17 protein-coding genes are annotated in these 17,075 nt (G+C 67.3%); 6 read left to right on the top strand and 11 right to left on the bottom strand.

What is annotated here, in order from left to right; translation table 11 throughout:
- Together GNX71_RS24690 and GNX71_RS24685 are read right to left on the bottom strand one after the other, a co-directional pair.
- Positions 1-561, bottom strand: coding sequence for a DUF4303 domain-containing protein (locus GNX71_RS24690; RefSeq protein ID WP_206174861.1), 561 nt, complete (start codon positions 559-561; stop codon positions 1-3).
- Positions 562-643: 82 nt separating this feature from the next.
- The gene (locus GNX71_RS24685; protein ID WP_206174860.1) at positions 644-985 is read right to left on the bottom strand and encodes an antibiotic biosynthesis monooxygenase family protein; all 342 of its coding nucleotides are present in this window, start codon (positions 983-985) and stop codon (positions 644-646) included.
- Between the two features lie 334 nt (positions 986-1,319).
- Between GNX71_RS24685 and GNX71_RS24680 the strand changes: the two genes are divergently transcribed.
- Complete coding sequence (locus GNX71_RS24680) at positions 1,320-1,874, top strand: GrpB family protein (protein ID WP_206174859.1); 555 nt, start codon at positions 1,320-1,322, stop codon at positions 1,872-1,874.
- A complete protein-coding gene (locus GNX71_RS24675; protein WP_206174858.1) occupies positions 1,871-2,512 on the top strand; it encodes a hypothetical protein in 642 nt (213 codons plus the stop codon). The genes GNX71_RS24680 and GNX71_RS24675 overlap by 4 nt, the downstream gene beginning before the upstream one ends.
- Before the next feature lie 9 nt (positions 2,513-2,521).
- Here GNX71_RS24675 and argC read toward each other — a convergent pair whose 3' ends face one another.
- Positions 2,522-3,448, bottom strand: a complete 927-nt coding sequence (gene argC / locus GNX71_RS24670; RefSeq protein ID WP_206174857.1) for an N-acetyl-gamma-glutamyl-phosphate reductase — start codon at positions 3,446-3,448, stop codon at positions 2,522-2,524.
- A 123-nt stretch (positions 3,449-3,571) separates the two neighbouring features.
- Here argC and GNX71_RS24665 point away from each other — a divergent pair, with 123 nt between their 5' ends.
- Positions 3,572-4,456, top strand: coding sequence for a LysR family transcriptional regulator (locus tag GNX71_RS24665; RefSeq protein WP_206174856.1), 885 nt, complete (start codon positions 3,572-3,574; stop codon positions 4,454-4,456).
- 3 nt (positions 4,457-4,459) lie between these two features.
- On the opposite strand, the gene GNX71_RS24660 is transcribed toward GNX71_RS24665, so the two are convergent.
- The 5 genes from GNX71_RS24660 to GNX71_RS24640 all read right to left on the bottom strand — a co-directional run bounded on the left by GNX71_RS24660 (position 4,460) and on the right by GNX71_RS24640 (position 9,101).
- On the bottom strand, positions 4,460-5,440 hold the full coding sequence (locus GNX71_RS24660) for a zinc-binding alcohol dehydrogenase family protein (RefSeq protein WP_206174855.1): 981 nt from the start codon (positions 5,438-5,440) through the stop codon (positions 4,460-4,462).
- A 150-nt stretch (positions 5,441-5,590) separates the two neighbouring features.
- Entirely contained in the window at positions 5,591-6,874 is a 1,284-nt protein-coding gene (locus tag GNX71_RS24655) for an FAD-binding oxidoreductase (RefSeq protein WP_206174854.1), read from the bottom strand.
- Positions 6,871-7,638 carry an amino acid ABC transporter ATP-binding protein gene (locus GNX71_RS24650; protein ID WP_206174853.1) on the bottom strand — a complete coding sequence of 256 codons (768 nt, stop codon included), beginning with the start codon at positions 7,636-7,638 and terminating at the stop codon, positions 6,871-6,873. Before GNX71_RS24650 ends, GNX71_RS24655 begins: the two co-directional genes overlap by 4 nt.
- Positions 7,635-8,303 carry an ectoine/hydroxyectoine ABC transporter permease subunit EhuD gene (ehuD, locus tag GNX71_RS24645; protein WP_206174852.1) on the bottom strand — a complete coding sequence of 223 codons (669 nt, stop codon included), beginning with the start codon at positions 8,301-8,303 and terminating at the stop codon, positions 7,635-7,637. Before ehuD ends, GNX71_RS24650 begins: the two co-directional genes overlap by 4 nt.
- Before the next feature lie 15 nt (positions 8,304-8,318).
- Positions 8,319-9,101 carry an ABC transporter substrate-binding protein gene (locus GNX71_RS24640; RefSeq protein ID WP_206174851.1) on the bottom strand — a complete coding sequence of 261 codons (783 nt, stop codon included), beginning with the start codon at positions 9,099-9,101 and terminating at the stop codon, positions 8,319-8,321.
- Between the two features lie 197 nt (positions 9,102-9,298).
- On the opposite strand from GNX71_RS24640, the gene GNX71_RS24635 reads away from it, so the two are divergent.
- Positions 9,299-10,102 carry an IclR family transcriptional regulator gene (locus tag GNX71_RS24635; RefSeq protein WP_206174850.1) on the top strand — a complete coding sequence of 268 codons (804 nt, stop codon included), beginning with the start codon at positions 9,299-9,301 and terminating at the stop codon, positions 10,100-10,102.
- A gap of 79 nt (positions 10,103-10,181) precedes the next feature.
- A complete protein-coding gene (locus tag GNX71_RS24630; RefSeq protein WP_206174849.1) occupies positions 10,182-11,243 on the top strand; it encodes an adenosine deaminase in 1,062 nt (353 codons plus the stop codon).
- Here GNX71_RS24630 and GNX71_RS24625 read toward each other — a convergent pair.
- A complete protein-coding gene (locus GNX71_RS24625; RefSeq protein ID WP_206174848.1) occupies positions 11,204-12,505 on the bottom strand; it encodes an MFS transporter in 1,302 nt (433 codons plus the stop codon). The genes GNX71_RS24630 and GNX71_RS24625 overlap by 40 nt on opposite strands.
- Before the next feature lie 97 nt (positions 12,506-12,602).
- Between GNX71_RS24625 and GNX71_RS24620 the strand changes: the two genes are divergently transcribed.
- The gene (locus GNX71_RS24620) at positions 12,603-13,553 is read left to right on the top strand and encodes a LysR substrate-binding domain-containing protein (RefSeq protein WP_206174847.1); all 951 of its coding nucleotides are present in this window, start codon (positions 12,603-12,605) and stop codon (positions 13,551-13,553) included.
- Between the two features lie 22 nt (positions 13,554-13,575).
- Here the strand turns inward: GNX71_RS24620 and GNX71_RS24615 are convergent, their stop codons facing one another.
- Both GNX71_RS24615 and GNX71_RS24610 read right to left on the bottom strand, forming a co-directional pair.
- Positions 13,576-14,784, bottom strand: coding sequence for an MFS transporter (locus GNX71_RS24615; RefSeq protein ID WP_206174846.1), 1,209 nt, complete (start codon positions 14,782-14,784; stop codon positions 13,576-13,578).
- A gap of 107 nt (positions 14,785-14,891) precedes the next feature.
- Positions 14,892-17,075 (bottom strand): xanthine dehydrogenase family protein molybdopterin-binding subunit, encoded by a 2,184-nt coding sequence (locus tag GNX71_RS24610; protein ID WP_206174845.1) that lies wholly within the window; start codon positions 17,073-17,075, stop codon positions 14,892-14,894.

Below are 17,075 nucleotides of genomic sequence, written 5' to 3'. Positions count from 1 at the left end.
TCAGGTAGAGGAGGCGTCCCAGCGCTTCTTGAAGGCAGCGAATACTGCAGGCGGATTCAGCTGCTTCGCTGACCGGTCCTCCAGCGCTTCGGCTTCGTCGGAGTCCGAGATGCTGCAGAACAGGGTCAACGCCTGCCTGTCGGCGCCGGTGCCGAAGAAGCCTTCCTGATCCAGCTCGGCCAGTGCCTGAGTCATCGCGTCGTGCAGTCGCGAGCAGAAGGCGCCGAAGGCACGGCCGCCGCCCAGCGTCGACACATGGGTGCGAAGGCGCTCGCACGGTGCGTCGAACTGTTCCGCATGCAGGGCTTCGTAGGCCCACTCCGCAGTGCCCCAGCGGGCGTACGCGACGTCGGCGGGATCGCTGAAGTCGCCGTCCAGCAGCATGCGCTGAAAAGCTTCCTCACTGTTGGCGCTCGGGCACACCGTCATCGCGCCGTCGTCGGTGTACAGCGCCATGGCATAGAACCGTTCGCCAGGATGCTGTGCACGCAGCGCGCCGAAGGCGGAGCGGGCCGCTTCGCGGATCTGAATGCGCAGCGTGTCGAAATCGAAGGAGTTCATGCGTTGCGGACGTGATTCGTCTTCCATATGTTGGGCCAACGGTCAGTCTTCCCCGGAGGCGGCCTGTTTCGAGGGACAGGCATCAGTCGCCGCTCGGTCCGGCAGATGCAGAGAAGACCTTGGCCACCTCGTACATTCCCGGGTCGAACGTGGCAATGGCAAGTGCCTGTTCGAGGTAAGGGGAAGCGACCGGGTTCGCGCGCATGGCCTGGTAGTGCTCAGCGCTCTGCCATTGCGCGTACATCGTGACCTTCGTGCCATCGACGCTGCGGTGAAGCGCCGCGGAAACAAAGCCTGGCACGTGGCGCACGGATGTATCGGTGGCACGCGTGAGCAGGTCGATGAGATCCTGTTGTCTTTGGGGATCGACCTTGAAGACGTTGATGAGCGTGACGAAGCCGGTGTTTTCGACAATCGTGGTCATTCGATCAGTTCCTCATTGCAGCACTCGACCCGAATTGAATCGGCAAGATCGTAGCCGGTCTGGCACTTGCTGGTCTGCTGGTCCGCGCGATCAACCTGCACAGGTTGCGGCGGGCGGCCCCGGGTACTCCATCTCCTGCATGACCCAATCGCACCGCGCCTCCCCATGTCGCGCAGCGATCTCGCACAGCGTACGGTCCAGCTGCTGCACCGGCTTCGACGACGCAGACAGCCTCAGGCGTGTCGATGCTTCGCGAGCCGGTCGTGCGACGGGTAGCGGACTACCATTCGACCCGGCGTGGTCACCCGCGATGAACAATTCGCATGGAGCAATCATGAAGATCGATGCGTTCGATGAGAGCCTGGAACACCGCAACATCCTGCCCTACGACCCCGCGTACGCCGAGGTGTTCGCGCAAGTTCAGCGCCACATTCAGGAGCACCTCGAGGGCGTGGAGCTCGTTCACATCGGCAGCACCGCCATTCGTGGCCTGCGGGGAAAGCCGATGGTCGATGCTGTTGCCATCACGCAGAGGGAGGATTTGCGCCGCGAGCAACAGGCGTTCGAGGCGCTCGGGTTTCATCGGCGTGCCGTATGGGTGGATAAAGATGAGAAACCCTATGTATGCGCGAGCGTCGTGCACGACGGGCGCAGGTTCAACATCAACATCCACATCTGCCACCGTGGCGATCCGGTGCACAAGGACTCGCTGGCCTTCATGGACATCCTCGACAGGCGTCCCGACCTGCGCAGGAAGTACGAAGAGGCCAAGGACCACGCGCACACGATCGATCCCGTCAATCCGGAGGTCTACAACCGGGAGAAGGCGGCGGTGATCCAGGAGATACAGGCGCAGATCGAATTCGCGGAAAAACAAGGGATGCCATGACCCTCTCGACGAAGAACCTGAAAGACCTCCCGGCCATTCCAGAACTGAAAAGGCTGGCGCAGTCGCTTGCGATGCTCGACGCCATTCTGTCGCCGGAGTGGGAGTATCGGTACTACTCGTTCAACCAGGTGTGGTCGGATGACGCAATGATGGCTTCGATGCGCAACGGCTCGGGCGACCATTGGTTCGCCATCTTCTGCGCGGCGGGCGCCGCCATTCATGGCCTCGCGCATGAGGCACCGATGTTCAGGCCCGGCAATCCGCAGCCGGCCATCTTCGACCGCTTGCCGGCAGCGTTCCACGCGAACCTCTTGCGGGAGCCCGCATTCACCACCCAGGACAGCACGTTCTGCATCTGGCGCCTGAGCGATGACGAGCAGTGGTCGTGCGGACAGGTCGAGCTTCCAGCGGGCGAAGATCCCGATGGATCGGCCGAGTTGCTCGGCATTCTTGCGGGACGACCTGAGCAATACGTCGAGTTCGCCAGCGACTACTACCAGTGCGATGTCGATGTGGACGATGTGGCCGCGATCTACCGCCACGAGCCGCTCAGCGTCGCGTTCGTCCAGCGGCTCAATCCCGATATCGATCTGGCGTCGCTCGCGGATGACATCGCCGAGATCGGCTATCCCCGCTGAGCGCGCTGGCTACGCGCTCAGCATCAACTCGAGGTTCTGAACAGCCGCGCCAGACGCGCCCTTGCCCAGGTTGTCGAAGACGGCGGACAGCAGTACCTGCCCGTGGTCCGCATTGGCGAACACACCCAGCTGCAGGTCGTTGGTTCCGTTCAGCGCCTGCGGATCGAGGTGCGCCATCGCTTGTGTCTCCGCAAGCGACATGACCTTGACGTGGCGCACATTCGCGTAGTGATGCGCAAGGCATGCCTGCAACCGGACACCGTCGACGCCACTCGCCAACAGGCGCAGCTCAAGCGGCACGGTCAGAACGATTCCCTGCCGGTAGGCGCCATAGGCCGGCACGAAGAACGGACGGTGCGCCAGCCCGGCGTATTCCTGGATTTCAGGCGTGTGCTTGTGCGCCAGCGCCAGGCCATAGACCTGGGACGGTGCCACGGCCGGCGTGTCGCTGGCTTCGTGCGCATCGATCGCTGCCCTTCCACCCCCCGAATAGCCGGAGGTCGCATAGACCGTCGCCGGGTAGTCGCGCGGCAGAAGGCCCGCTTCCATCAGCGGCCGCAACAGGGCGATGGCACCGGTCGGATAGCAGCCCGGATTGCTGACGCGCCGGGCTCGTGCAATCCGTTGTGCATGCCCCTGGGCCATCTCGGGAAAGCCATAGACCCATTCCGCGTGCGTGCGATGCGCTGAACTCGCGTCGATCACACGGACGGCCGGATTCCGGATGAAGCCGACCGCGCCGCGTGCAGCCGCATCCGGCAGACAAAGAATCGCGATGTCGCACGCATTGATCGCCTCCTCGCGACGCCGTGGATCCTTGCGTTCGGCGGCCGGCAGCGTCAGGAGCTGCAGGTCGGTGCGATCGCGCAGGCGCTCATGGATCTGCAGCCCGGTGGTGCCCTGGTCACCGTCGATGAAGATGGTCGGAAGACTCATGATGTTGCGCGCTCCTGATTCGGTCTCTGGGTGGATATGTCGCAATTCTTCTCTGGTCGATAAAATATGAAAAGTTGAATTTGGCAATCCTGTGGTTCATATTTCCTGAAGCAGAGATCTCACATGCGCGAAATCAGCCTCGATCGTTTGCGCACGCTGGTGGCGATCGCAGACCATGGATCCTTCGCGGCCGCGGCGCAGGTGCTGCATCTCGCGCCGCCGACGGTCAGCCTGCACATCGCCGAGCTGGAGGGGCGTGTGGGCGCTCCGCTCCTGTCCCGGCGGCGCGGGGACGTGCGGCCGTCGGCCGTCGGCGAATTGCTGGTGGAGCGTGCACGCCGGCTGCTGGCCGAGATCGAGTCGACGCTGGACGACGTCAGCCGGCAGGTGCTGGGGCTGGCCGGACGCGTGCGGCTCGGCGCCTCGACAGGCGCGATCTCTCACCTGTTGCCGCAGGCCATCGCGCTGCTTCGCGAGGATCATCCGGACATCGATGTGCAGATCGCAGTGCTCACTTCGCAGGACACGCTGGCGCGCCTTGCACAAGGCAAACTGGATGTCGGGCTGGTCGCGCTGCCGCAGTCGCCGGTTGCGGGGCTGTCGATCCGGCCCTGGCGCCGCGACCCCGTCATGGCCTTCTTGCCAGCCGACTGGCGTGCTCCTGCCAGGGTCACCCCGAAGTGGCTCGCGGCGCAGCCGCTGATCCTCAACGACGCCACCACGCGCCTGTCACGCCTAGTCTCGGAATGGTTTGCGCTGGGCGGCCATCGGCCCACACCGCGGATCGAGCTCAACTACAACGATGCGATCAAGAGCCTCGTCGCCGCAGGCTACGGTGCGACGCTCCTGCCGCATGAAGCGGGAGCGCTGCAGCCGGACGCGCGCATCGCGATGCGTCCTCTGCGCCCGGCCCTTTGGCGGGAGCTGGGCATTGCCCACCGGTCGGGCCCCGTCGAGCGCGCGACGCAGCGTGTGCTCGACGCGCTGTGGGCGCTCAAGGCGCGTTGAGCGCTAGACCACGACGACCAACTTGCCCTTGGCTTCGTTCTGCTCCATCGCCCTGTGCGCCTCGGCGATGTCGTCGAACGCGTAGGTTCTGTCGATGGGAACCGAGAGCTTGCCCGCCGCAGCGTCGTCGAGATACCGCTGCAAGACCGATGACGGCAGGTCGGCCGCCTCGCCCGAGTAGGCGCACAGCCTCACTGCATTCGGTAGATAGCCGATCGGGTAGAAATCCTTGACGGTCCATTCGTTCGACAGCATGCCGGTGAAGCAGGCGACGCCCCGCCGGCGCAATGCGCGCAAGGTGTCGGGCAGCGTGGGCGTTCCGACCAGTTCGAGCGCGAGATCGACCCCGTCCGGGAGAAGCCTGCGGACCTGCGGCGCCACGGCACCGTCATCGATGAGCACGTGATCCACACCGGCCACGACCAGCGCCGATTGCTTGGCGGCACTTCGCGTGGTCGCGAGAACCGTCAGTCCGAGTTGCTTCGCAAGGCTTGCCGTGGCCAGCCCGACCGACGACGTCCCGCCGCGGATCAGGATCGATTGACCCGCCTGCGCATCGAGCGCCGACACGAGCGACCCATACACGGTCTGCAGCATCTCGGGCACCGCGCCAAGAACCTCCCATGGCAACGCGCTCTTGAATGCGATCACGTTCGAAGCTGGCACGCAGGTGTATTCGGCATAGCCGCCGTCGTAGGTGCGGCCCATGTTCCCCATCATCGCGACGACCTGCTGCCCGACTGCGAATTCGTTGCCCGAGCACGCGGCGACTTCGCCGCACGCCTCGATGCCCAGCACGCGGGGGAAGGTCACGCCTTCGGCCATGCCGAGGCGGGTGTGCAGCTCGGAGCGGTTGAGCCCGAAGGCGCGCACCTTGATCAGCACCTCCGCGGGCCGGGGCACGGGGATGGGCAGAACGCGAATCTTCAGAGCCTCGGGCGGTCCCGGGGCGTCGAGTACGACGGCGCGCATGGTGGGCGTCATGGGTGTCCTTTGGGTCGGAGGATCGAAGCGTAGCGTTGTCGACGCATGGCGGCGAGCCCGGTCAGGAAAACTCATTTCCACCAGTGCGGGGTAGCCGCTCCCTCGGATGGTTTGTCCTCTTGCGTGCCGGAAGTGGCCTGAGAAATTCGCTCAAGCCAACCGGTCCAGCAAGCTGTACCAGGCCACCCCACCCGCCACATAGAAGCGCTGCAACCCATGCAGCGGTATCGGACGGATCTCCGTCACCGGATACGGAAACTCCGCCTTCGCATCCACGAGCCGGGCCGCGAGATGCTTGCCCATGCTCGTCGCCAGCGCAATGCCGCGCCCGTTGTAACCCAGCGCGATCGTCATGCCCGGTGCGGGCGTGTGCACATGCGGCATGAAGTCGCGCGTGACGGCGATGCGGCCGGCCCAACGGTATTCGTAGCGCAGCGGTCCCAGTTGGGGGAACAGCAGTTCGAGCGAGCGCTCCAGGTGCGCGAAGTCCGCCGGCCCGCCCGGGTCGGCGAAGTGCCCGCGCCCGCCCATCAGCAGCCGGCCTTGCGCATCCTTGCGGAAATACAGCAGCAGTCGCTGCGAGGTCGAAGCCGTTTCGCCGCGCGGCAGGATGGCATCGGCGGCGGCGCCTTCGAGCGGGGCCGTGGCGACGATGAAACTGTTCGCCGCGAGCACGGTGCGCGACAGCCCCGGCCACAGCGGCCCGGTGTAGCCGTTGGTCGCCAGCACCACCTGGTCCGCGGTGACAGTGGCGCCGGTCGACGTGCTCGCGTGCCAGTGCGCGCCGCGGCGCTCCAGTGCCGTGACTTCGGTGCCGCCATGCACGGCCGCACCGAAACCCTGCGCGGCGCGCACCAGGCCGCGCGTGTAGGCCAGCGGCTGGATGCCCCCGGCGCGCGGATCGAGCCAGCCACCCGCGAAGGCCTCGGTGCCCAGGCGCGCGCTGACGGCGGCGCGGTCGAGCATCTCGGTCTTCACGCCGTGCCTGGCCCATTGCTCTGCGCGCGCATGGAGTCCGGCCACTTGCTTGGGGGAGTAGGCGACCTGCAGCCAGCCGTTGCGTACCGGCTGGCAGTCGATGCCGTGTCGCGCGATCAGATCGAACACCACGTCGGCCGAGTGGGAGACTGCGTCGATCAGCGGCGCTGCGCGCTCGCTGCGGTACAGGCGGGTCAGCTCGTCGGGGTCATGCTTCAGCGTGGGGTTGACCTGCCCGCCGTTGCGGCCGGACGCACCCCAGCCGGGTTCATGCGCCTCGAGCACACAGACCTGCACGCCCGCTTCGGCGAGGTGCAGCGCGGTCGAGAGGCCGGTGAAGCCGCCGCCGACGACCAGCACATCGACCTTGCGCGATTCGCGGAGCGGCGGTGTCGGCGGGGCAGGGGGCGCGGTGGCCGCCCACAGGGAGGGTGGCAGCGGCTGCGATGCACTCATGAACGCACCTCGGCAGGCACGACCGCGGCCGTCGACGACGGATGCAGCACGCGCCGCAGAAAGTCCTGCGTGCGCGGCTGCTTCGGCGCGCCCAGCACCTGCGCGGCCGGGCCTTCCTCGACGATGCTGCCGCTGTGCAGGAAGCACACGCGGTCGGCCACCTCGCGCGCGAAGCCCATCTCGTGCGTCACCACGATCATGGTCATGCCTTCGTCGGCCAGCGCGCGCATCACGCCGAGCACGTCGCCGACCAGCTCGGGATCGAGCGCGGAGGTGGGCTCGTCGAACAGCATGGCCTCGGGCTTCATCGCGAGCGCGCGGGCGATCGCCACGCGCTGCTGCTGGCCGCCGGAGAGTTGCGCCGGATAAGCCTGCGCCTTCTCGGCGAGCCCCACCTTGGCGAGCAGCGCGAGCGCTTCCTCTCGCGCCTCTGCGGGCTTGTGGCCCAGCACGTAGACCGGGCCTTCCATCACGTTCTCCAGCACCGTGCGGTGCGGGAACAGGTTGAAGCGCTGGAACACCATGCCCATGCGGCTGCGCAGGCGGTGGATGGCGTTGCTGTCGCGATCGACGCGCTCGCCGAAGGCGCGCACCTCGCCGCCTTCGTACGACTCCAGCCCGTTGATGCAGCGAAGCACCGTCGACTTGCCCGAGCCCGAAGGCCCGATGAGGCATACCACCTCGCCCGCATCCACATGCAGGCTCACGCCCTGCAGCACACGATGCGTGCCGAAGCGCTTCTCCAGTCCATCGACGCGGATCATGGCTGCTTCCTCCCGGCGCCGAAGCGCTTCTCGAGCCGCCGCAGGCCATAGACCAGCGGCAGGCTCATGAGCAGGTAGAGCAGGGCGACGAGCGTGTAGACCGTCATGTTCTGAAAGGTGGACGAGGCGATGAGCTGGCCGGCGCGGGTCATCTCGGCCACGGTGATGGTGGAGACGAGCGAGGAGTCCTTGAGCATCATCACCAGCGTGTTGCCGTACGGCGGCAGCGCGATCCGAAAGGCCTGCGGCAGGATCACGCGCCGCATGATCAGCGCCGAGCGCATGCCCATGGCCTGCGCGGCCTCGCGCTGGCCCGGATCGACGGCCTCGATGCCGGCGCGGAAGTTCTCGGCCTGGTAAGCCGAGTAGGCGATACCGAGGCCGATCACGCCAGCCTGGAAGGCGGTGAGCTGCACGCCGAACTCGGGCAGCACGAAGTAGATGTAGAACAGCTGCACGATGATCGGCAGCCCGCGGATCACGTTGATGATCACAGCGCCCGTCCACGCGAGTGCGCGCACGGGCGAGAGCTTCATCAGCGCGAGCCCGAGGCCGAGTGCGCTGCTCAGCAGGAACGAGAGCACGGTGACCTGCACCGTGACCACGGCGCCCTGCAGGAGGATCGGCAGGAAGTCCTGCGCGTTCTGGAGAAAGGAAGCAGCCATGGGTGCGATGCGCCGTCAGATGCCCCACTTCTGGACGATCTTCGCCAACGTGCCGTCGGCCTTGATCGCCGCGATGGCCTTGTTCAGGCGCGCCATGGTCTCGGTGTCGCCCTTGCGCACGACGAGGCACACATCCCCCACGTTCACGGGCTTGTAGCTCTCCACCAGCTTCACGCCGGGGAAGGTGTTCTGCCGCAGCTGGTAGGCAATGATGGGCTGGTCGCCCAGGCCCGCCTTGATGCGGCCGAGCGAGAGGTCGCGCGTCATGTCGGCCACCGAGTCGTAGCTGCGCACTTCCTTGAAGATGCCCTTCTTGTTGAGCATGTCCAGGAACACGGTGCCGACCTGCGCGCCGACCACCTCGCCCTTGAGTTCGTCGAGCGAGACATACGCGCGGGTGTCGTCGCTCTTGACGATCAGGCCCTCGCCGTACGAATACACCGGGTCGCTGAAGTCGACTACTTCCTGGCGCGCCGCGGTCTTGAGCATCGCGGCCGAGACGATGTCGATCTTGCGGGCGGTGAGCGAGGGAATGAGCGCGGAGAACACCGTCTGCTGCACGTTGACGCCGAAGCCGCCGGCCTTGCCGACCGCAGTGACGGTGTCGACCATCATTCCCTGGATGGTGTTGGTCTTCACGTCCAGGAAGGTGAACGGCACGCCGGTGGCCGTGGCGCCCACGTTGTAGGTGGCGGGCGTCGCGCCCTGCGCGCCGGCCAGCGAGGCGGCACCCGCGACGCAGAGGCCCAGGGCCAGGCGGTGAAGGTGGCGAACGATGCGATGAACGATGGGTTTCACGGAAGCACTCCTCGGGGAAGGTGAAAGAGCAGGAAGGAAACTGGAGAAAAGGAACGGCAGAAAGGCGAAACGGCCGATGCAACATGCATGCCAATAGTCGATTCTTTTGAATCTCATATCAATAAAGAAAAACCACTAGTCGAATTTAAAGTATCGATATTCGATATTTCAGGTCGACGTGGCTATACTCCGCAGCCATGGACGCCACACCCGAATCCGCCCCCGAAGACAGCCCCAGCCTGCTGTTCAACCAGTCGCTGGAGAAGGGCCTGGCCGTGCTGCAGGCTTTCAGCGCCCGGCGCCGCACCATGACGCTGGCCGACGTGGCCGAGGCCACCGACATCACCAAGAGCTCGGCGCAGCGCATGGTCTTCACGCTCGAGAAGCTGGGCTACGTGCGCAAGCACCCGAAGACGCGGCGCTACCAGCTCACGCCGCGGGTCATGGAAATCGGCTTCAACTACCTGGCGGCCAATTCGCTGATCGACGTGGCCAACCCCTTCCTCGCGGAGCTGACCAAGGTGACGACCGAGACCTCGTGCCTCACCGAGCCCGACGGGCTGGACATGGTCTACGTCGCGCGCTTCGTGAGCGCGCAGTTCGTGCCGGTGCACATGCCGATCGGCAGCCGCATCCCGATGTACTGCACGGCTTCGGGGCGTGCCTACCTGAGTGCGCTGCCCGAGGACGAGGCGCGGGCGCTCATCGAGGCGTCCGATCGCGTGATGCACACCGCGCACACCCGCACCGATGTCGACGAAATCCTCGAGGTGCTGCGCCAGGCGCGGCGGCAGGGCTTTGCCACCAATGCCGAAGAGCTGTTCCTCGGCGACATGACCATTGCTGCGCCTGTGATCGGCAGCCAGGGCCGTCCCGTCGCATCGGTGCACGTGGTCGCGCCGACCAGCCGCTGGACGATGGACGAGGCGGTGCGCAAGCTGGCGCCGACGCTGCTGCTCTGCGCACGCTCGCTCACGAACTCGGCCCGCAGCATCGACTGACGGTCATACGTTTGCGGTGATGGCGCAGGCCGTGGCTGCGCTTATGCTGTGCGGGATCACAACGCAGATTTCCCACGCCATGACCGACTTCCGCCCTGTCTACGACAAGCGCTTCGACAACATTCCCGCCGACCGCCTCCCCGAGCTGCTGCGCGCCATGCCCAAGGCCGAGCTGCACATGCACATCGAAGGCTCGCTCGAACCCGAGCTGATCTTCGCGCTCGCGCAGCGCAACGGCGTGGCCATTCCGTATGCCAGCGTCGAAGACCTGCGCAAGGCTTATGCCTTCACCAACCTGCAGAGCTTCCTGGACATCTACTACGCCGGCGCGAGCGTCCTGCTGAAGGAACAGGACTTCTACGACATGGCCTGGGCCTACCTGGAACGCGCCGCGGCCGACAACGTGGTGCACACCGAGATGTTCTTCGACCCGCAGACGCACACCGCGCGCGGCGTGCCGATGGAAACGGTGATCGACGGCCTGCATCGCGCGTGCGTCGATGCAGGGCCGAAGCTCGGCGTGAGCGCATCGCTCATCCTGTGCTTCCTGCGCCATCTGAGCGAAGAAGAGGCTTTCGAAACGCTGGAGCAGGCGCTGCCGTTCCGGGACAAGTTCATCGGCGTGGGCCTCGATTCGAGCGAAGTCGGCCATCCGCCCGAGAAGTTCGCGCGCGTGTTCGCACGCTGCCGCGAACTGGGTCTGCACCTCGTCGCGCACGCGGGCGAAGAAGGCCCGCCCGAATACGTGTGGAGCGCGCTCGATGTGCTCAAGGTCGAGCGCGTCGACCACGGCGTGCAGAGCGCGAAAGACCCGGCGCTGATGAAGCGGCTCGCGCAAGACCGCATTCCGCTCACCGTGTGTCCGCTGTCGAACCTCAAGCTGTGCGTGTTCCCGGACCTGTCGAAGCACAACCTCGGCGCGCTGCTCGATGCGGGACTGGTGGCCACGGTCAACTCCGACGACCCCGCCTACTTCGGCGGCTACATGAACCAGAACTTCACGCAGACCTTCGAGGCCACGGGGCTCAGCGTGCAGCACGCCTGGCAGCTAGCGGCCAACAGCTTCGAGGGCAGCTTCATCGATGAGGCCGCCAAGCGCGCTTATGTGGACCGGCTCAACGCCGTCTTCGCGAGCTTCTGATCCGAAGCAACCGGCCGGGGCACCAGCAGCGGCATCGCCACCAGCGCGCAGGCGCTGGCTGCAAGCCACACCATCGGCCAGCCCTGCAGCGCGAGCAGGTGCGGAATGGAGAAGGGCGTGACGAAGCACACCAGGAACACGCTGGTGTTCGCCATGCCCAGCGCGGTGCCGGCGCGCGCCGCGCCGGCCAGCGTGGCGAGCTCGGTGTAGGCCACGCCGTGCCAGGCCGACACGCAGACACCGCTCACTCCCAGCAGCACGACCAGCGCGATGCGCAGCGCCAGTGAATCGGCGGCGTGCGTGCCCGCGGCCATCACCAGCACTGCGAGCACGGCGAACAGAAGCACGCTGAGTGCGCTGCAGGCGCGCAGGTAGGCGGGGCGGTTGCGGCGGCGGTCGGTCCAGCGGCCGCTCCACACGCGCATCACCATCGCACCGACCTGCGTGAAGACCATGGTGGCGGTGATGGTTGCGAGGCCCGCGTGGCCGAAGTCGTGCAGGAACACCGTGCCGAAGGACAGCACCGCGAACTGCGGCGCGCAAAGAATGCCGATGCCCAGCACGATGCGCCAGACGCGGGCATCGCGCAGCGGGCCGGTCTTCGATGCGATCGCCGCTTCGGCGACGCTGGCCTTGGTGCGCGGTGCGATCGGCGGCTCGTGCACCCACGCCCAGCTCATCAATGCACTCAGTGCGCACAGCAGCGCCAAGAGGCCGTAGAGCGCGGCAAAGCCGAAGTGCAGCGCGACGAACGGCAGCACCAATGCCCCGATGCCGCCACCCAATGGCACGGCGGTCTGGCGGATGCTCATCGCGAGCCCGCGTTCGCCTGCTTCGAACCATGTCATCACCGCGCGGCCGCTCGCACCGTTGACGCTGCCGCCCAGCAGGCCGACCAGCAACAGGCCCGCGGCGAGCCATCCGAGCCCGGGAATGTGCTGCCCGCTCGGCGCGGCCCAGAGCGCCATCGCGACGAGGGCGATCGCGGTGCTGCCGAGCCCGATGAGCAGCACCGGCCGATCACCCCAGCGGTCGGTCAAGAGGCCCCACGGCAACTCGCTCACCGCGATGCCCAGGCCCATGAGGCCGAGCACGAGACCGAGCGTGGCGTTGTCGAGCTGGTAGCCGGTGCGCATCAGCACCGCCGTCATCGGAATGCCGCTGAAGGCCACGGAGAACGCCGCGTTGGCGGCCACGCCCGCGGCCAGCACCTTCCAGCGATGGCGGGGCGAATACGAAGGGGAAAGAGGCGAATGGGTCATGGTGCGGCGAAGTTTCCGCCGTTGCCAAGGTTTTGAAAATCAGAAAATAATGCGAGAACCATCCTGAAAAACAGGATGATCAAAAAAGGATGAGTCCATGTCCCAGGTGATGTTCGATCTCGATGTGCTGCGCAGCTTTTCCACCGGCATCGCACTCGGAAGCTATGCCCGCGCAGCCGACCGGCTGGGCCGCTCGACCTCGGCGGTGAGCGCGCAATTGAAGAAGCTGGAGGCGCAGGCCGGCACCGTGCTGTTCCGCAAGGCCGGCCGCGGGCTGGAGCTCACCGACGCCGGCGAAACGCTGCTGGCCTATGCCCACCGCATGCTCGAGCTCAACGAAGAGGCGAGCGCTGCCATGCGCGGCGCAGACCTGGAGGGCTGGGTGCGCCTGGGCCTGCAGGAAGACTTCGGCGAGACGCTGCTGCCCGCGGTGCTCGGGCGCTTTGCGCGCGCGCATCCCAAGGTGCGCATCGAGGCCTGCGTGGCGCGCAGCGCCGAGCTGCGCGAGCGCCTCGAGATCGGAAAGCTCGACCTCGCGCTGGCGTGGGATGCGGGCGACCACCCGCCGTCGATGCATGCCGAGCGCGTGGCGCGCCTGCCGCTGCAATGGATCGGCCCAGCCTCCGGCGATGTGCTCGATGCGGCCTGGTGGAAGGAGCGCGAGCGCCGCGAAGGCGGAGGTCGCGGCGCGCGCAAGTCGAAGGAGCCGCTGCCGCTGGTGCTGCTCGATGCGCCATGCCCGCTGCGCGAGATCGTCACCAAGACGCTCGACCGCGCCGGCGTGCCGTGGCGCCACGCGTTCACCAGCGCCAGCCTTGCGGCCTTGTGGGCCGCGAGCTCGGCCGGCCTCGGCCTCACGGTGCGCACGCCCTTCGGGCTGCCTTCGCATGTGCGTGCCATCGACCGCACGGCGGTCGGCCTGCCGGCGCTGCCGCAGATGTCGATGTCGCTCTATCGCGCGCAGGCCAGCGCCGAAGCGCCAGTCGGGCGGCTCGCCACGCTGTTGCTGGAGGCGGTGCGGCGGCACGTGCAGCCAGGCACGAGCTAAGAAGGTGTGGGCGACGCCCGGGCTACCGCCGCTTCGCCAGCCAGTTCCACCCGGCGCCTGCGGCCATGAGCACGCAGGTGCCGAGGAACACGGCCCGCATGCCGATGTGCCCGCCCACGAAGCCGCCGAGCAGCGGGCCCGCGACCTGCCCCGTGTACTGCGCCGAAGTCGAATAGCCGAGCATGTTGCCGGCCACGCGCTCGGGCACGTTGTGGCGGATCACGCTCGCGATGCAGGGCAGGAGCCCGCCGAGCGACAGCCCCATGAGGAAGCGCAGCACCACCAGTTGCCAGCCCGAGGTGACGAAGGCCTGCGGAACCAGCAGCACCGCCGACACCGCCAGGCACCCGACGATCACGTTCCAATGCCCGACGCGGTCGGCCAGCTTGCCCAGGCGCGAGGCCGAGAGGATGCTGCCGAGCGCGGCCGCCGACATCACGAGGCCGGCCATCATCGTCACCCGGTTCGGGTCTTCGACCAGCGTGGCGACGTAGACGGTGATGATCGGCTCGATCGACATGTTGGCCAGCATCAGCAGCATGCCGGTGAAGAGCATTGCGATGAGCGGGCGCTTGTCGGGGATGGCGGCCCAGCCGGTGTCGGCAGCGTCGCTCTGTTTGGCGGCAGCGGGTGCCTTCTTCTCCTCGCGGATCATGAAGGCGGTGGCGAGAAAGGCCACGAAGATCATCGCGCCCGCCGCGAAGAAGGTCGCGCGGATGCCGATGAGCGGTGGCAGCGCGCCGCCGATCAGCGGGCCCACGAGGTTGCCGGCCATGATGGCCGAGGACATGGTGCCGAGCGCCCAGCCCGTGCGGTCCTTCGGCGTCTGCGTGGCGACCAGCACCATCGAGCCCGAGGCGTAGCCGCCCAGCAGGCCCGCGAGCAGACGCAGGCCGACCAGTTGCCACACGTTGCCGGCCATGCCGATGAGCGCCATCGCCACCGCCATGCCCAGGCTCGCGCGGATCAGCATCGGCTTGCGGCCGTAGCGGTCGGCCAGGCGCCCCCACAGCGGTGCCACCAGCGCGGCGCTGAAGAAGGTGGCGCCATAGGCCACGCCGGACCACTGCACGATGGCCGCATGGTCCTTCACGCCCAGCTGCTCGACGTAGAGCGGCAGGAAAGGGAGCAGCAGCGTCATCGCCACGATGGTGGTGAAGGAGCCGAACATGCAGACGGCGAGGTTGCGCTGCCAGTGAGCGCTGCTGGCGTAGGAGGGCGAGTTCGTCATGGGGCGAGCCGATTGTGTGGCGGCACGGCCGAACCCGCGCCTGCCGATTCGCGGCGGCACCCATCGCGGCGTTGGATGGGTGCGCGCCGCGCGGCTGCTGGCGGCGGTCAGGCCGTCTTGAGCAGCTCCGGATCGATCGGCAGCTTGCGCAGCCGCTTGCCCGTCGCCGCGAAGATGGCATTCGTCAGCGCAGGCGCGAGCCCCGAGGTGCCGGGCTCGCCCATGCCGCCGGGGGCTTCCTTGCTCGCGACGATGTGGGTCTCGATGAGCGGTGTCTCGTTCATCCGCACCACGCGCACGTCGTGGAAGTTCGATTGCTCGATGCGCCCGTCCTTCACCGTCGCCTTGCCCCAGAGCGCGCCCGAGATGCCGAAGATCACGCCGCTCTGCACCTGCGCCTGCACGGTGTCGGGGTTGACGATCACGCCCGCGTCGAGCGCGCAGACCACGCGCTTGACGTTCACGTCGCCCGACTTGGTGACCTCCGCATCCACCACCAGCGCCATGAAGGTGCCGAAGGCGAACTGCAGCGACACGCCGCGCCCCTGGCCCGCGGGCAGGGGCTGGCCCCAGCCGGCCTTTTCCGCGGCGAGCTTGAGCACGCCCAGCGCACGCGGGTTCTGCGCGAGCAGCGCGGTGCGGAAGGCGACTGGGTCGGTCTTCGCGGCGGTGGCGAGCTCGTCGATGAAGCTCTCGACCACGAACACGTTGTGCGTCGGCCCCACGCCGCGCCAGAACGCGGTCGGCACCGGCGGCTCGTGGTTCACGTAGTCGACCAGGATGTTCGGCAGCGCGTAGGGCGGCTTCTCGGCGCCGTCGATGGTCTCGGGGTCGAAGTTGTTGTTGTAGGCCGGCGGCAGCCAGCGCTTGAGGATCGAGGAGCCGGTGATGCGGTGGCTCCAGGCGACGGGCTTGCCTTGTGCATCGAGCCCCGCGCTCACGCGGTCGTAGAAGTACGGGCGGTACATGTCGTGCTGCGTGTCTTCTTCGCGCGTCCAGATCACCTTGACGGGCCCGTCGACCTTCTGCGCGATCTGCACGGCGCGCGTGATGCTGTCGACCTCCAGCCGCCGGCCGAAGCCGCCGCCGAGCAGGTGGTTGTGCACCGTCACCTTCTCCACCGGCAGGCCGGTGACCGCGGCGGCCGCGGCCTGCGCGCGGGTGAGCACCTGCGTGCCGACCCACACCTCGCAGCTGTCCTTGCGAACGTGCACGGTGCAGTTGAGTGGCTCCATCGCCGCGTGGACCAGGAAGGGCACTTCGTAGACGGCCTCCAGCCGCTGCGCCGCGCCGGCCATGGCCTTGGCGTTGTCGCCTTCCTTGCGCACGACCGCGCCCTGCTTCTGCGAAGCCGCGGCCATCGACTGCACGATGCTTTCCGTGCTCACCTTGGCATTGGCGCCGTCGTCCCATTCGACGACGAGGGCGGCCAGGCCCTTCTTCGCCGCGCCCATGTGGTCGGCGACAACGGCCACGCAGTCATCGAGCCGCACGACCTGGCGCACGCCACGCACCTTCAGTGCCGCGGCGTCGTCGACGCTGCGCACGCGGCCGCCGAACACCGGCGACTGCTTCAGCGTGGCGACCTTCATGCCGGGAACGCGCACGTCGATGCCGTACATCGCGGTGCCGTTGACCTTGGCGGGTGTGTCCAGGCGCCTGGCCGATGTGCCGATCAGCTTGAAGTCGGCTTGCGGCTTGAGCTCGACCTTCTCGGGCACGGGGAGCTTGGCGGCATCGGCGACCAGCGCGCCGTATTTGAGGCGGCGTCCGCTCGCGGTGTGGACCACCTCGCCACGCACCGCGCGGCACGAGGCCGGCTCGACGCGCCAGCGCTGCGCCGCCGCCTGCACGAGCACCGTGCGGGCCGTGGCGCCGGCGCGCCGCATCGGCTCGTAGGCGCCGCGGATCGTGGTGGAGCCGCCCGTCACCTGGAAGCCCAGCAGCGGGTTGCCGTAGAGCTTGTCGCTCGGCGGCGCGTGTTCGAGGCGCACGCTGGCGAGGTCTATCTCGAGCTCTTCGGCAATCAGCATCGGGATGCTCGTGTACGTGCCCTGGCCCATTTCGATGAAGCCCATGACCACGGTCACCTGGCCATCGGGGGCGATGCGCACGAAGGCGTTGGGTGTCCAGGGCGCAGTGGCGGAGCCGGCCGCATCGGCCGTGGAAGGGGCGGCACCGAAGCCGACGCCGATCAGCAGGCCGCCGCCGAGCGCAGCACCCACCGAGAGAAAGCCGCGGCGCGACAGCGCGGTGTCGGCTTCAGGGGTTGCCAATCGATCGAGGATCAT

This window comes from Variovorax sp. RKNM96 (genome assembly GCF_017161115.1).
In the GTDB taxonomy this organism is placed as follows: domain Bacteria; phylum Pseudomonadota; class Gammaproteobacteria; order Burkholderiales; family Burkholderiaceae_C; genus Variovorax.
Note: the sequence above shows the minus strand (reverse complement) of the source record. Positions and strands in the feature narration are given on the sequence as shown.